Below are 14142 nucleotides of genomic sequence, written 5' to 3'. Positions count from 1 at the left end.
CATATCTGGCGTTGACTTTTGGCACGCTGTTGAGTTCTCAAGGAACGGACGCTTCCTTTGTACTCACCCTCTCGGGCTTTCCTCCGGGCGCTTCCTTCGTTGTGTTCCAAACTCTATCAGGTCTTTTTCGACTCCCTGACCACTCATCTGCGAGCACGCAGAAGCTGACCCAGGGATTAGGATCTGACTTGATAGATGCCGCCGAGTCCGGACGCTTGATCGCGTCGCTCGCCTCAGGCAGGAGTCCGACTGTACATGGGGCGTTGGGCCGGAGCAAATCGTTTGTGCAGTGCCCCTACTCAGTCAACCGGGACCTCTCGCGCGGAACCGGGACTTTTTATGACTTACTCTTCTGCACAGTGCGTCGTCCAGGACAAGTAGTGACGGCGGCTACGACTCTCCACCCCCTGGGAGGCTTGCCATGACCACCGTGACGTCCCCGCTTGTCGGACGCGCCATCGGGCTCTCCGCCGTGCCGGATCCCGTTTTCTCCGGCTCGATGGTCGGGCCCGGCACCGCCATCGACCCCGCGCGCGAGCCCTCCGAGGCTGTCGCCCCCGTCGGCGGCATCGTCGTCTCGCTCCACCCCCACGCCTTCGTCGTCGTCGACGACGAAGGCCATGGCGTGCTGACACACCTGGGCATCGACACGGTCCAGCTCAACGGCGAGGGCTTCGAGCTGCTCGTCAACAAGGGTGACACCGTGCAGCGCGGTCAGTCCATCGTGCGCTGGGACCCCGCGGCCGTCGAGGCGGCCGGCAAGTCTCCGATCTGTCCGATCGTGGCACTCGAGGCCACTGCCGAGTCCCTCTCCAGCCTCGTGGAGGATGGGGACGTCAAGGCTGGGGACGCTCTCTTCAGCTGGCAGTGACGTCATCGCCGTCCCTGACGGCAGATGCGACATCCACCGCGGCGGCTGGGCCCGTCGCTCTATCGGAGACGGGTGCAATGGAGACAACGCTGCGAGGCGTCGGCGTGAGCCACGGTGTGGCGATCGGCGAAGTTCGGCATATGGGGACGGCGGTGCTCGAACCGCCCGCCAAGCAGATTCCCGCGGAGGACTCGGAGCGCGAGCAGGGGCGCGCTCGCCAGGCGGTGGAAGCCGTGGCGGCCGACCTGAATGCGCGTGGCAACCTGGCCGGCGGTGAGGCTCAGGCGGTGCTCGAGGCGCAGGCCATGATCGCTCAGGACCCCGAGCTCATCGCCGACGTCGACCGGCGCATCACCGTCGGCAGCTCGGCGGAGCGCGCTATATATGACGCGTTCTCCCACTACCGCGAGCTCCTCGCGGGCGCCGGCGAGTACATGGCCGGTCGCGTGGCCGACCTCGATGACGTGCGGAATCGTATCGTCGCCCGGCTTCTCGGGGTTCCGATGCCCGGTGTCCCGGACAGCGACGAGCCCTACGTTCTGATCGCGCGTGACCTCGCGCCGGCGGACACCGCGCTGCTCGACCCCGCGCTGGTGCTCGGTTTTGTCACCGAGGAGGGCGGGCCGACCAGTCACAGCGCGATTCTCGCGCGGGCGCTCGGTGTCCCCGCCATCGTCGCTCTGCCGGGCGCCGGTGAGCTGGCCGAGGGCACGGTCGTCGCCGTGGACGGCAGCACCGGTGAGATCTTCGTCGAACCGACCGCCGAGAAGCGCGCTCAGCTCGAGGCGTCGGCCGCCGAGCGCAGGGCGGCGCTCGCCGCGTCGACCGGTCCGGGTGCGACGTCCGACGGGCACAAGGTGCCGCTGCTCGCCAACGTCGGCGGTCCCGCTGATGTGCCGGCGGCTGTGGCGGCAGGAGCCGAGGGTGTCGGTCTCTTCCGGACCGAGTTCCTCTTCCTCGACGACAGCACCAAGGCGCCGTCGGAGGAGAAGCAGGTCGAGGCGTACCGCAAGGTGCTCGAGGCTTTCCCCGAGGGTCGCGTCGTCGTGCGTGTGCTCGACGCGGGTGCCGACAAGCCGCTCGACTTCCTGACGCCCGGCGATGAGCCGAACCCGGCGCTCGGAGTCCGCGGGCTGCGGTCGCTGCTCGACCACCCCGATGTGCTGCGTACGCAGCTGACGGCGCTGGCCAAGGCCGTGGAAGGACTGCCGGTCTACCTCGAGGTCATGGCGCCGATGGTCGCCGACCGTATCGACGCCAAGGCGTTCGCCGACGCGTGCCGTGAGGCGGGGCTGCAGGCCAAGTTCGGTGCCATGGTGGAGATTCCGTCGGCCGCGCTGCGGGCGCGCTCGATTCTCCAGGAGGTCGAGTTCCTCTCGCTCGGCACCAACGACCTCGCGCAGTACGCCTTCGCGGCCGACCGTCAGGTGGGCGCCGTGTCCAGGCTCCAGGACCCGTGGCAGCCCGCGCTGCTCGACTTGGTCTCGCTGTCCGCCGAGGCGGCCAGGGCCGAGGGCAAGAGCTGTGGTGTGTGTGGCGAGGCGGCGTCCGACCCGCTGCTCGCCTGTGTGCTGACCGGCCTCGGTGTCACCTCTCTGTCGATGGGTGCGGCGTCCATTCCTTACGTGCGGGCGACCCTGGGCAAGTACACGCTGGCTCAGTGCGAGCGTGCGGCCTCCGCCGCGCGTGCCGCGGACACCGCCGAGGAGGCCCGCAAGGCCGCGCAGGCGGTTCTGTCCGGCGAGTAGCCGAATCAGGTGTGTGAGGGGCGCTCCATCCGGCATGGGTGGGGCGCCCCTCGTCGTTCAGTGCCGGTGTCCTCCTTCGGACCCGTCGTCCCCGATGGGCGGTGCGGCGCAGTAGTCGACGCCGGATTCCGGGGCGACGAGGTCTCCTGACACGGCGTCGGTGCAGTAGGCGTCGAAGACCTCGGCGGCGGTGAGGGGCAGCAGTCGCTCGCCGTGCAGGCGCCAGCCCTGGACCCGGTCGGGCCTGCCGTCCGCGGTGGTGCGCATCACCATGCCCGCGGCGCTGTGGGTGGCGATCCCGACCGCGAGGACTGTGGTGAACTCCAGGGCTTCGGTCTCGTCGAGCACCGCGTTGCCGTCGGTGTCCTGTGCGGCGTGCAGTGCGGCGAGGAGTGTCTCCGGGGAGGTCGGCACGCTGCAGACGAGGTGCCGGGTGCCGGGGTCGGAGCTGTCGAGGAGTTGGAAGAGCAGGTCCGAGGCCCGGCTGAAGGCGTCTCGGCCGATGTCCTCGCCGCAGACCGCGCAGGTGCCGAGTCGGGCCAGGAGCATCGTCGCGTACTCCCAGGTGGCCCGGCGGACCGCCTCGTCGACGAGGTCGGGAAGGAGTGCGGAAAGGGGCTGGCCGTCGTACGGGACGGTGGGTCCGGTGGCTGCCAGTTCCGCGGTGAAGCGGGTGCGGCTGGCGGGGGCGTCGGGGTTCAGGCCGGTGTCGGCGCAGTACTCCTCGAACTCCTGGGGGTCGAAGAGCGCGATGGTGGTGTGTCCGCCGTCGGACGCGAGTGACCTGAGGAGGCCTTCGGCCTGCCGGAGGTAGGTCTTGTGGTCGTCGAAGGTGAAGGTGCGGTAGCGGCGCATCGCCGCGAAGTCGTCCGCGTCGGCCAACAGGCCGATGGTTCCGGCGACTTCGCGGCGTAGTGCGCGTCGCGTGGTGATGGGTTGCGTGCGCGTCATGATTCCCCCTGCGGTCCGTCGATCAATGCTCACTCACAGTAACGGCGAGCACTGACAACGGCGGCTTGGCCGGAGATCAGGAGCGTTCGCGGGCCAGGTCCTCGTAGAAGCGGAGCAGGTCGAGGTTGTCCACCGAGCCGGGGTTGACCGCCTTGTCCAGTGCCGTGCCCTGGAGCAGCCGCTTGACCGGGACCTCGATGCGTTTGCCGGTGAGGGTGTGCGGGATGGCGGGGACCTCGATGACCTCGTCGGGGACGTGACGCGGGGACAGCTGGGCGCGGATCGTCTGTTTGATGCGGTCGCGCAGGCCGTCGTCGAGGGTGGCGCCGGGGGCGAGGTGGATGAAGAGGGGCATCCAGTAGCCGCCGTCGGGCTGTTCGACGCCGATGACGAGGGATTCGCGGATCTCGGGGAGGCGTTCGACGGCTTCGTAGATGTCGGCCGATCCCATGCGTACGCCTTGGCGGTTGAGCGTGGAGTCGGAGCGGCCGTGGATGACCACCGAGCCGTGCGGGGTCACGGTGATCCAGTCGCCGTGACGCCAGACGCCGGGATAGGTGTCGAAGTAGCTGTCGTGGTAGCGGCTGCCGTCCGGGTCGTTCCAGAAGTGGATGGGCATGGACGGCATCGGGTTGGTGACGACGAGTTCGCCGACCCCGTCGATGAGGGGCTTGCCCTGGGGGTCCCAGGCCTGCAGGTCCGTGCCGAGGGCGGGTGCCTGGAGTTCGCCGATGTGGACGGGCAGGGTGGGTACGGCTCCCGCGAAGCAGGAGCAGACGTCCGTGCCGCCGCTGACCGAGGCCATCCACAGGCCGCCGGGGGTGTCCTCGAACTCGTCGTGCAGCCAGCGGAATCCGTCGGGCGGCAGCGGGGATCCCGTGGTGGCGACGCACTTCACGGTCGAGAGGTCGAAGTCGCGGGCCGGGTGCACGTCGGCCTTGCGGCAGGCCATGACGTACGCGGCCGATGTGCCGAAGAGGGTGGCCTTCGTGCGTTCGGCGATGCGCCACTGGGCGCCGGTGTCGGGATAGCCGGGGCTGCCGTCGTAGAGGACGATCGTGGTGCCGGTGAGGAGGCCGGAGACGAGGAAGTTCCACATCATCCAGCCGGTGGACGTGTACCAGAAGAAGCGGTCGTCGGGGCCCAGGTCGCAGTGCAGGCCGAGCTGCTTGAGGTGTTCGACCAGGATGCCGCCCTGGGACTGGACGATGGCCTTGGGCAGGCCCGTCGTGCCGGACGAGTAGAGCACCCACAGGGGGTGGTCGAACGGGACCGGCTCGAAGACGGGAATTGTGTCCGATGCGGTGAGGGCGGCCCATTCCAGGGCGCCTTCGGGAGCCTCTGTCCCGAGCAGTGGGATGTGGACGACGGCGCGCAGGGTGGGCAGTTCGCGGCGCAGCTCGGCGACGGCGTCGCGGCGGTCGTGCTCCTTGCCGCCGTAGCGGTAGCCGTCGACGGTGAACAGGACGACCGGTTCGACCTGCTGGAAGCGGTCCAGGACGCTGCGGGCGCCGAAGTCCGGGGCGCAGGATGTCCAGACGGCGCCGACGGCCGCGGTGGCGAGGAGTGCGACGACGGCCTGTGGGATGTTCGGGACGTAGCCGCTGACGCGGTCCCCGGGGCGTACGCCGAGGGTGCGCAGCTCCGCGGCCAGGGAGCCTACCTGGCGGCGCAGCTCGCCCCAGGTGACGGCGGACGGCTCGTGGGTCTCGTCGACATGGAGGAGGGCCGGGTCGTCCACGCGGGCGGGGTCCTCGGCGGCGCGCAGTGCGTGTTCTGCGTAGTTGAGCGTGGCTCCGGGGAACCATTCGGCGCCCGGCATCGAGCGGTCGCCCAGTACGCGCGCGTAGGGCGTCGTGAACCGCACGTCGAACCAGTCGGTGACCGACTTCCAGAACGTGTCCAGTTCGTCCACGGACCAGCGGTGCAGGGCAGCGTAGCCGCCGTCGGCGGGTGCTCCGTGGTGCTCGGCGGCCCATGCCTGGAAGCGCGTGATCTGCGCTGCGGCGATCCGTTCCTGGTCGGGCTGCCAGAGCGGTGAGGGGTTCGCTGAGGACATGGGGCGGCTCCCGGGCTTTACGTACGCGTCGTATGCGTGTGTGGTGCGCGCGAGCTGGTTTGTGCGCGCGACACGGCTGACAGGGACGATGCCACGTGATCGATTTCGGCACCAGGGCGGACCTCACACAGTCGGCGGGGCGACTATGTGCCGTCGGCCCAGGTGAACGGCAGCTGAACGATGCATACGGGCGGCCTCTTCGGTGGCAGGGTGAGCAGCATGAACGGTCGTGACCTGGTGCGTTCGATGAAGGCGGTCAGCTTGGTCGGTACGGCGCAGGGGTTGCGTGCGGTGCGGTCCTCTTGGCGTAGGCGGCGGGTGGACGCGGCCGCGCTCGTCCCCCGGGGCGCGGAGCGCGCGCGGGTGCCCGGTCCGGTGACGGGCGTGGAGCCTGGGCCGGGGGGCGGCGTCGTGCGGTTCGCCCGTTCCGAGCTGCGGGTGCGGGTCACGACGGGTGGGGCCGTCTTCTGGGGGTGGGACGGTGCGGAGCCCGATCCTTCGTACGCGCTCGTCAGCGGGAGTCCCGAGGCGGACCCGCGGGCCGTCCTGGAGCCGGACAAGGAGGGCGGCTGGCGGGTGGTGTCGGAGCGGGCGACGGTGGTCGTCTCGCGGCTCGGCGCCGTGGAGTTGCAGACGCCCGGCGGCGTGACGCTGCGTCGCGATCTGCCGCCGCGCTGGTGGGAGCCGGTCGGCGGGGGCGCGGCGCGCTGGCTCCAGCGCTCGCAAGTGGCGGCGGACGCGCGGTTCTTCGGGCTCGGGGGGCGCGCGCGGGGGCCTCGGCTGCGGAATGGGACGTACCGCCTGTGGAACACCGATCCGGGGACATCGTTCGGGCCTGGTGACGGCCCGTTGTACATCACCATGCCCGTGCAGCTCGTGGTGGCCGATGCCGGCTGTCATCTGGTGTTCCACGACAACACCTGGGACGGCACCGTGGCGCTGCGGGAGGGGGAGGTGGGTGCGGGTTCCGGGCACGACAGGGCGGGTTCGTGCGAGGTGCGCATGGACGGCGGTCCGCTGCGGTGCTGGGTGATGGTCGGCACTCCCGCGCGCGTGCTGCACACCTGGGCCTCGCTCACGGGGCCGCCCGCGCTTCCTCCCTCGTGGGCGCTGGGGCACCATCACGCGCGGTGGGGTTTCGGCGGGGAGCAGGAGGTGCGGCGGATCGTCGCGGGCTACCGGGAGCGAGGGCTGCCTCTGGACGCCCTCCATCTGGACATCGATCACTACGAGGCGCACCAGGTGTTCACCGTCGACAAGGCGGCCTATCCCCACATACCGCAGTTGGCCGACGACTTGCTCAAGGACGGCGTTCGCCTGGTGTCGATCGTCGACCCCGCGGTGAAGGCGGAGCCGGGCAATGAGGTCTACGACAGTGGCAGAGCCGCGGACGCCTTCGTGCGGGATGCCGCGGGGCGGGAGGTGCACGGGCTCGTCTGGCCGGGCGACGCGGTCTATCCGGACTTCACGGACGCGCGGGTGCGGGCCTGGTGGGGCGGCCTCTACAAGGAACGGCTCGCCCAGGGGTTCGCGGGTTTCTGGCACGACATGAACGAGCCGGTGTCCTTCGCCGCCTTCGGGGAGCCGACACTGCCGCGCTCGGCCCGGCACTCACTGGAGGGACGCGGTGGCGACCACCGTGAGGCGCACAATGTGTACGGCCTCGGCATGGCCCGCGCCGGATACGAGGGGCTGTGCGAACTGCACCCCCAGGAGCGGCCGTTCCTGTTCTCGCGCTCCGGGTGGGCGGGAATGCAGCGCTACGGAGGGACGTGGTCCGGGGATGTGGCCACGGGGTGGCCCGGCCTGCGGGCGTCCCTGTCGCTTGTCCTGGGCCTGGGGCTGTGCGGCGTGCCGTACTCGGGTCCTGATGTGGGCGGGTTCGACGGCAGTCCGTCGCCCGAGCTGTATCTGCGGTGGTTCCAGCTCGGTGCGTATCTGCCGTTGTTCCGTACGCATGCCGCGCTGCGGGCCGGGCGCAGGGAGCCCTGGGAGTTCGGTCCCGATGTGCTTGAGCACGCGCGCGTGGCGCTCGTGGAACGGCGGCGACTGCTGCCGTACTTCGTGACGCTCGCGCATCTGGCGCGGCGTACGGGTACGCCGTATGTGCGGCCCTTGTGGTGGGGCAGTCCGGAGGACCGTGCGCTGCGTGACTGCGAGGACGCGTTCCTGCTCGGGGACTGCCTCCTTGTGGCGCCCGTGTTCGAGCCGGGGGCGGTCCGCCGCACGGTGCGGCTGCCACCGGGCCGTTGGTACGACACGGCGACCGGCCGGGCGTACGAAGGGCCTGCCCGTGTAGTTCTGGAGGCCCCGCTGTCCCGTGTCCCGGTGCTCGCGCGTGCCGGTGCGGTGCTGCCGGTGCGGGGCGCCGACGGCGGGCTCGAACTTGAGGTGTGGGCGCCGGCGCCGGGGCGTACGGGCGGTGGTCTGGTGGTCAGGGACGCGGGTGACGGGTGGGAGCAGCCGGAGATCGAGCGGTTCGCCGCGCGGTGGGTCGGCGGAAGCGTGATGGTCGAGCGGGACGGCCGCGATGGCGAGGAGGCCGCGGGCGAGGTCGGGCTGCGGGTGACGGTGCGGGGAGTTTCGCAGCGTCAGATGTAGCGCCCTTCGAACAGGGCGCGTACCGCCAACGTGTGCAGCGGGAAGGCCATTTCGGCCGGGCGGTGCAGCAGGTGCCAGCCTTCGGTCTCGTCCGTCGGTGCCGGGTCCGGCAGGTCGGCGGCCGGGCGCTCGGGCAGGAGGCCGAAGAGCAGCAGGTAGCCGTCGGCGGAGCTGAGGGCGTCCGCGAGGCGTACGTCGCGTGCGGCCGCGCTGATGCCGGTCTCCTCCTCCAGCTCGCGGACTACGGCGGCCCGCCAGTCCTCCCGGTCGTCGATGAACCCTCCGGGCAGGGCCACTGCCCCGCGCGCGGGGGCGATGGTCCGGGTCACGACGACGAGGGCAGTGCCCCTGGTGTCGTACACGGGCTGCAGCGCCACCGCTACGGGCAGCGGATTGCGGTAGGCGACCGTGCCGCAGGCGGGGCAGGTGCGGGGCCAGGCCGAGAGCTGTTCCCCGTAGGGCGAACCGCAGTTGGAACAGTGCGAGCCCTGGGTGGGTGGCTGGGGCGAGGGGGGTGACGGAGGTACGGACACGCCGCGGACTGTATCCGATCACTCCGGTGACGGTCTTTCCCTCCGGGACCGAATCCTGATAAATGCAGGGTTCATGACAGGACTTGCCCCCGCCCTGCGGAATCTCGCCGTCACCGCCACCGCTCTGGTCGCCGTGGCCGCCGCCCCCGCGCCCGCCCACGCGAAGCCCGAACCCAAGGCCCCCGACGCGTTCGTGGCGTTGCGCGACGTCGACCCGACGATCATCCAGGAGATGCGCTACTTCACGCCGCACAACTTCGTGGGCGAGCCCGTCGACGGCTACAAGAAGCCGATGTGCATCCTTACGAAGCCCGCGGCCAAGGCGCTGCACAAGGCCCAGCGGACGCTGCTGCGCAAGGGCTACTCCCTGAAGGTGTACGACTGCTACCGGCCGCAGCGGGCGGTCGACCAGTTCGTGCACTGGGCCGAGGATCTCGGCGACGTACGCATGAAGGCGGAGTTCTATCCCCATGTCGACAAGTCGCGGTTGTTCGAGGACGGTTACATCGCGGCGAAGTCCGGGCACAGCCGCGGCTCGACGCTCGATCTGACGGTCGTGAGGCTGCCTGCCCTGCCGACGCGCCCGTACATCCCCGGAGAGGCGCTCACGCCCTGCTACGGCCCCAAGGGCGAGCGGTTCCCCGACAACTCCCTGGACATGGGCACGGGGTTCGACTGTTTCGACACCCTCTCCCACACGGACGATCCCCGGATCAACGGTAAGCAGCGCGCCAACCGTGACCTGCTGCGGGGGGCCCTGACCAAGGTCGGCTTCGTGAACCTTCCCGAGGAGTGGTGGCACTTCACCTACAAGCCCGAGCTCTTCCCGGACACGTACTTCGACTTCCCCGTGGCGCGCGGCTCGTTGGACGGGAAGCAGCGAGTGCCGCGCTACTGACGCGATCCGGTTGCCCGTGGCACACTTCTGACGTTCCGTCAGATTCGGTGTCGTGGAATCCAGTGTCATGGAGGAGCCTTGTCGCGTACGCGTACTCCCGTGGTGGCCGGCTGGTTCGCCGGGGAGGGAGACAACTTCCGCCTTCTGGGCACGCGCTGCTCGGCCTGCGCCTGTGTCTTCTTCCCCCGCGAGGACGGCTTCTGCCGCAATCCCGGCTGCTCGGGCGGTGATCTCGACGAGGTGCCGCTCTCCCCTCGCGGCCGCGTCTGGTCGTACACGGACAGCCGCTATCGCCCGCCCGCACCCTATGTGTCCGATCCGGAACTTCCGTGGCAGCCCTACGCGTTGATCGCTGTGGAGCTGGAAGCGGAGTGCATGGTGGTGCTCGGCCAGGCGGTCTCGGGGGTCACCGTCGCCGATCTGGAGGTCGGCATGGAGGTGGAGGTCGTCCCCGGCGTCCTTGATGAGGACGCCGAGACGGCGTGGACGACGTGGTACTGGCGGCCGGTGGGGGTGGGCGCATGAGCAGCGAGGTGGCGGTGCTCGGCGCGGGCATGCACCCGTGGGGCAAGTGGGGCCGGAGTTTCATCGAGTACGGGACGGCGGCGGCCCGCGCGGCGCTCGCCGACGCCGGGGTGCACTGGTGCGACGTGGGTTCGATCGTCGGCGCGGACACGGTGCGCGGCGGCTATCCCGGGTACGTGGCCGGGGCGACGTTCGCGAAGGCGCTCGGCTGGCAGGGCGCGCGGGTGGCGAGCGTGTACGCGGCGTGCGCCTCGGGGGCGCAGGCGATCAACACGGCGCGCACGCAGATTCTCGCGGGCCTCGCCGACGTCGTCCTGGTGGTCGGGGCCGACGCCGCGCCCAAGGGGTTCTTCCGGCCCGCGGGAGGGGACCGGCACGACGACCCGGACTGGCTGCGGTTCCGGGTGCTCGGCGCCACGAACCCCACGTACTTCGGCCTGTACGCGCGCCGCAGGATGGCGGTGCACGGCGACACGCTGGAGGACTTCGCGCAGGTCAAGGTGAAGAACGCGGCAGCGGGGGCGCTCAATCCGAACGCGCGCTACCGAAAGACCGTCTCCGCCGAGGAAGTGGCCGCGTCGGCCGTCGTCGCCGACCCTCTGCGGCTGCTCGACATCTGCGCGACCTCCGACGGGGCGGCGGCGCTCGTGCTCTCCAGCATGGAGTTCGCGCGTCGGCACGGCGCGCCCGACCCGGTGCGCATCCGGGCCGTGTCCACGGTGACCCCGACATATCCGACCACCGTCCTCGACCTGCCGGACATCGCGACGGACTCCGCGGCCGCCGTGGCTCCTGCCGACACGACGTTCCGCGCCTCCATCGCGCGCGCGGCCTACGAAGAAGCGGGCATCGGGCCCGACGACCTCTCCTTCGCGGAGGTCTATGACCTCTCCACCGCTCTCGAACTCCAGTGGTACGAGGACTTGGGGCTCTGCGGCGAGGGAGAGGGGGCCAAACTGCTGCGGGAGGGGGCGACCTCTCCGGGCGGGCGCATACCGGTCAACCCCAGCGGCGGGCTCGCCTCCTTCGGTGAGGCTGTTCCGGCCCAGGCAATTGCCCAAGTGTGCGAACTGACATGGCAGTTGAGGGGCACCGCGGGGGCGCGGCAGGTCACGGGTGCGCGTGCGGGCATCACGGCGAATCAAGGTCTCTTCGGGCACGGGTCCTCGGTCGTCGCGGTGCGCTGAGCCCTCTCACCCGGCCCTGCGCTGATCGTCACGGGGCAGGACCGAGGACGCAGCGCGGGGAAGACCCATGGACAGGTCCTGGGGGAAGCGCTCACGCCGGTTAACCGTTGCCGTCCGCGACCTTGACGCTCCATCACCGCCGGTGAACACTTCCGGTGTCAGTCGGCATCGCCGCACTTTTGGCTCCGCGCCACTCAGGGCCCCTGTACGCGCGAAGGTCTGCACGAAGGGCCTGTTCAGCGGGTCATCCCCCTCTGGGCGATACGACTGCGACGGCACGCCCACCATGGAAGCCGGGCGGGGCGCGGGACACCCCTGCCCTCGGCTGACGTCACCGGGCGCAGCCAGGCAGTAGTCGTGAAACGCACCCAGCACGGAGTACCGGGGCCACCGCCCCGGGCGAGGCCCTAGGAGCCGCCATGTACTCGAATGGGGACATCTTCGTCGGTGAGACCATCGGCACCGCGATTCTTATTCTCTTCGGCGCCGGCGTATGCGCCGCCGTCACCCTGAACTATTCGAAGGCCAAAGCCTCCGGATGGATCGTCATCGCCTTCGGATGGGGCTTCGGCGTGATGGCGGGGGCGTACACCGCCGCGCCGCTCTCCGGAGGCCACCTCAACCCCGCCGTCACCATCGGCATCGCGATCGACACGGGCAAGTGGGACAAGGTCTGGGTCTACCTGCTCGGGCAGATGGTGGGCGCCATGCTCGGCGCCGTACTCGCGTATCTCGTCTACTTCGCGCAGTTCAACGCCAACGTCCCGCGTGGCACGAAGGGCGACACCCAGGGCGTGGACCAGCCGACGCCGACCCTCGGCATCTTCTCGACCATTCCCGAGATCCGTAACCCGGTCGCCAACCTCCTCACCGAGATCATCGGGACCATCGCCCTGGTGCTCCCGCTCCTCGCGTTCGGCCTGACCAAGGGTCTTGGCGAGTCCGGCACGCTCGTGCTGATCGTCGCCTTCCTGGTCGTCGGCATCGGCCTCTCGCTCGGCGGGCCCACCGGCTACGCCATCAACCCGGCCCGCGACCTGGGCCCGCGCATCGTGCACACGTTCCTGCCGATCCCGAACAAGGGCACATCCGACTGGAGTTACGCCTGGATCCCCGTGGCCGGGCCGCTGATCGGCGGAGCGCTCGCAGGTCTCATCTACAACGCAGCCTTCTGATTCAAGGGGTAGCCATGCCGGACAACTCCGAGAAGTTCGTCGCCGCCATCGACCAGGGCACCACCTCGAGCCGCTGCATCATCTTCAATCACGCGGGCGAGATCGTCGCCGTCGACCAGCGCGAACACCGTCAGATATTTCCCAAGCCCGGGTGGGTGGAGCACGACGCCGCCGAGATCTGGTCGAAGGTGCAGGCCGTGGTCGCGGGAGCGATCGCCAAGGCAGGGCTCCGTGCCGACCAGCTCAGCGCACTCGGCATCACCAACCAGCGCGAGACGACCGTCCTGTGGGACCGCGCCACCGGCAAGCCCGTGCACAACGCGATCGTCTGGCAGGACACCCGGACATCGGCTCTCTGCAACGAGCTGGGCGGCGAGGACGGCCAGGACAGGTTCCGGGAGCAGACCGGGCTGCCCCTCGCGAGCTACTTCTCCGGGCCCAAGGCGGCCTGGCTGCTCGACAACGTGCCCGGGCTCAGGGCCCGCGCCGAGCGCGGCGAGATCGCCTTCGGCACCATCGACTCCTGGCTGATCTGGAACCTCACCGGTGGCACGGACGGCGGTGTGCACGTCACGGACGTCACCAATGCCGGGCGCACCATGCTGATGAACCTGGCCACGCTCCAGTGGGACCAGTCGATCCTGTCCGCGATGAACGTCCCCGAGGCGATCCTGCCGGAGATCAAGTCATCGGCCGAGGTCTACGGCACAGCGGTCGGGCAGCTCTCCGGTGTGCCGGTCGCCTCCGCCCTCGGCGACCAGCAGGCGGCCATCTTCGGGCAGGCCTGCTACGACGCGGGGACGGCCAAGAACACGTACGGGACCGGCAGCTTCCTGTTGCTCAACACCGGTAACCGGCCCGTCCCCTCGAAGAACGGGCTGCTCACCACGATGGGCTACAAGATCGGCTCCGAGGCTCCCGTCTACTGCCTCGAAGGGGCCATCGCGATCACCGGCGCCCTTGTGCAGTGGTTCCGCGACCAGCTCGGCATCATCCGCAACGCCGATGAGATCGAGCCCCTGGCCGCGAGCGTGGAGGACAACGGCGGGGCGTACATCGTGCCCGCGTTCTCCGGCCTCTTCGCGCCCTACTGGCGCTCGGACGCGCGCGGCGTCGTCACCGGGCTCACCCGGTACGTGACCAAGGCGCATCTGGCACGCGCCGTACTGGAGGCGACCAGCTGGCAGACCCGCGAGGTCGTCGACGCCATGTACCAGGACTCCGGGGTGCAGCTGCGGACCCTGAAGGTGGACGGCGGCATGACCAAGAACAATCTGCTGATGCAGCATCAGGCGGACGTCCTGGGAGTGCCGGTGATCCGACCGAAGATCACCGAGACGACGTGTCTGGGCGCCGCGTACGCCGCCGGGCTCGCGACCGGCGTGTGGAACGACCTCGACGAGCTGAAGGCGCACTGGCAGCAGGACGCCGAGTGGACGCCGTCGATGGAGACGGACACACGCGATCGTGAGTACAACAACTGGCGCAAGGCGGTGGAACGAAGCTTCGGCTGGCACGAGGACGGCGCGAGCTGAGCCGGGGGTGACCGCGGCCCGTACCCCGTTCGGCAGGGGTTACGGGCCTCAGTTACGCA

11 protein-coding genes are annotated in these 14142 nt (G+C 70.0%); 8 read left to right on the top strand and 3 right to left on the bottom strand.

Annotation, left to right across the window (positions count from 1 at the left end; all coding sequences use genetic code 11):
• Nucleotides 1-421: 421 nt before the first annotated feature.
• Together ACFVXC_RS40820 and ptsP are read left to right on the top strand one after the other, a co-directional pair.
• Nucleotides 422-871: a PTS glucose transporter subunit IIA gene (locus ACFVXC_RS40820; protein ID WP_389916629.1), complete on the top strand. Its 450-nt coding sequence runs from the start codon at nucleotides 422-424 to the stop codon at nucleotides 869-871.
• Between the two features lie 77 nt (nucleotides 872-948).
• The gene (gene ptsP / locus ACFVXC_RS40815; RefSeq protein ID WP_389916627.1) at nucleotides 949-2619 is read left to right on the top strand and encodes a phosphoenolpyruvate--protein phosphotransferase; all 1671 of its coding nucleotides are present in this window, start codon (nucleotides 949-951) and stop codon (nucleotides 2617-2619) included.
• A gap of 57 nt (nucleotides 2620-2676) precedes the next feature.
• On the opposite strand, the gene ACFVXC_RS40810 is transcribed toward ptsP, so the two are convergent.
• Together ACFVXC_RS40810 and ACFVXC_RS40805 are read right to left on the bottom strand one after the other, a co-directional pair.
• Complete coding sequence (locus tag ACFVXC_RS40810) at nucleotides 2677-3570, bottom strand: hypothetical protein (RefSeq protein WP_389916625.1); 894 nt, start codon at nucleotides 3568-3570, stop codon at nucleotides 2677-2679.
• Nucleotides 3571-3646: 76 nt separating this feature from the next.
• Nucleotides 3647-5629: an acetoacetate--CoA ligase gene (locus tag ACFVXC_RS40805; protein ID WP_389916623.1), complete on the bottom strand. Its 1983-nt coding sequence runs from the start codon at nucleotides 5627-5629 to the stop codon at nucleotides 3647-3649.
• 219 nt (nucleotides 5630-5848) lie between these two features.
• On the opposite strand from ACFVXC_RS40805, the gene ACFVXC_RS40800 reads away from it, so the two are divergent.
• Complete coding sequence (locus ACFVXC_RS40800; RefSeq protein WP_389916621.1) at nucleotides 5849-8230, top strand: TIM-barrel domain-containing protein; 2382 nt, start codon at nucleotides 5849-5851, stop codon at nucleotides 8228-8230.
• Here ACFVXC_RS40800 and ACFVXC_RS40795 read toward each other — a convergent pair.
• Nucleotides 8221-8763, bottom strand: coding sequence for an NUDIX domain-containing protein (locus ACFVXC_RS40795; RefSeq protein WP_389916619.1), 543 nt, complete (start codon nucleotides 8761-8763; stop codon nucleotides 8221-8223). The two genes, ACFVXC_RS40800 and ACFVXC_RS40795, sit on opposite strands and share 10 nt — an antisense overlap.
• Nucleotides 8764-8836: 73 nt before the next feature.
• Here ACFVXC_RS40795 and ACFVXC_RS40790 point away from each other — a divergent pair, with 73 nt between their 5' ends.
• The 5 genes from ACFVXC_RS40790 (at nucleotide 8837) to glpK (ending at nucleotide 14083) form a co-directional block, all read left to right on the top strand.
• Nucleotides 8837-9661 (top strand): M15 family metallopeptidase, encoded by an 825-nt coding sequence (locus ACFVXC_RS40790; protein WP_389916617.1) that lies wholly within the window; start codon nucleotides 8837-8839, stop codon nucleotides 9659-9661.
• Between the two features lie 99 nt (nucleotides 9662-9760).
• A complete protein-coding gene (locus tag ACFVXC_RS40785; RefSeq protein WP_389916633.1) occupies nucleotides 9761-10186 on the top strand; it encodes a Zn-ribbon domain-containing OB-fold protein in 426 nt (141 codons plus the stop codon).
• On the top strand, nucleotides 10183-11373 hold the full coding sequence (locus tag ACFVXC_RS40780) for a lipid-transfer protein (protein WP_389916615.1): 1191 nt from the start codon (nucleotides 10183-10185) through the stop codon (nucleotides 11371-11373). Before ACFVXC_RS40785 ends, ACFVXC_RS40780 begins: the two co-directional genes overlap by 4 nt.
• Before the next feature lie 419 nt (nucleotides 11374-11792).
• Nucleotides 11793-12548, top strand: a complete 756-nt coding sequence (locus ACFVXC_RS40775; RefSeq protein ID WP_389916613.1) for an MIP/aquaporin family protein — start codon at nucleotides 11793-11795, stop codon at nucleotides 12546-12548.
• Nucleotides 12549-12562: 14 nt separating this feature from the next.
• Nucleotides 12563-14083, top strand: coding sequence for a glycerol kinase GlpK (gene glpK, locus ACFVXC_RS40770; RefSeq protein ID WP_389916611.1), 1521 nt, complete (start codon nucleotides 12563-12565; stop codon nucleotides 14081-14083).
• Nucleotides 14084-14142 lie beyond the last annotated feature (59 nt).

It is taken from the genome of Streptomyces sp. NPDC058257, from assembly GCF_042881845.1.
GTDB lineage: Bacteria > Actinomycetota > Actinomycetes > Streptomycetales > Streptomycetaceae > Streptomyces.
The sequence above is the reverse complement of the archived record's forward strand: the minus strand, read 5'-3'. Positions and strand labels throughout refer to the sequence as shown.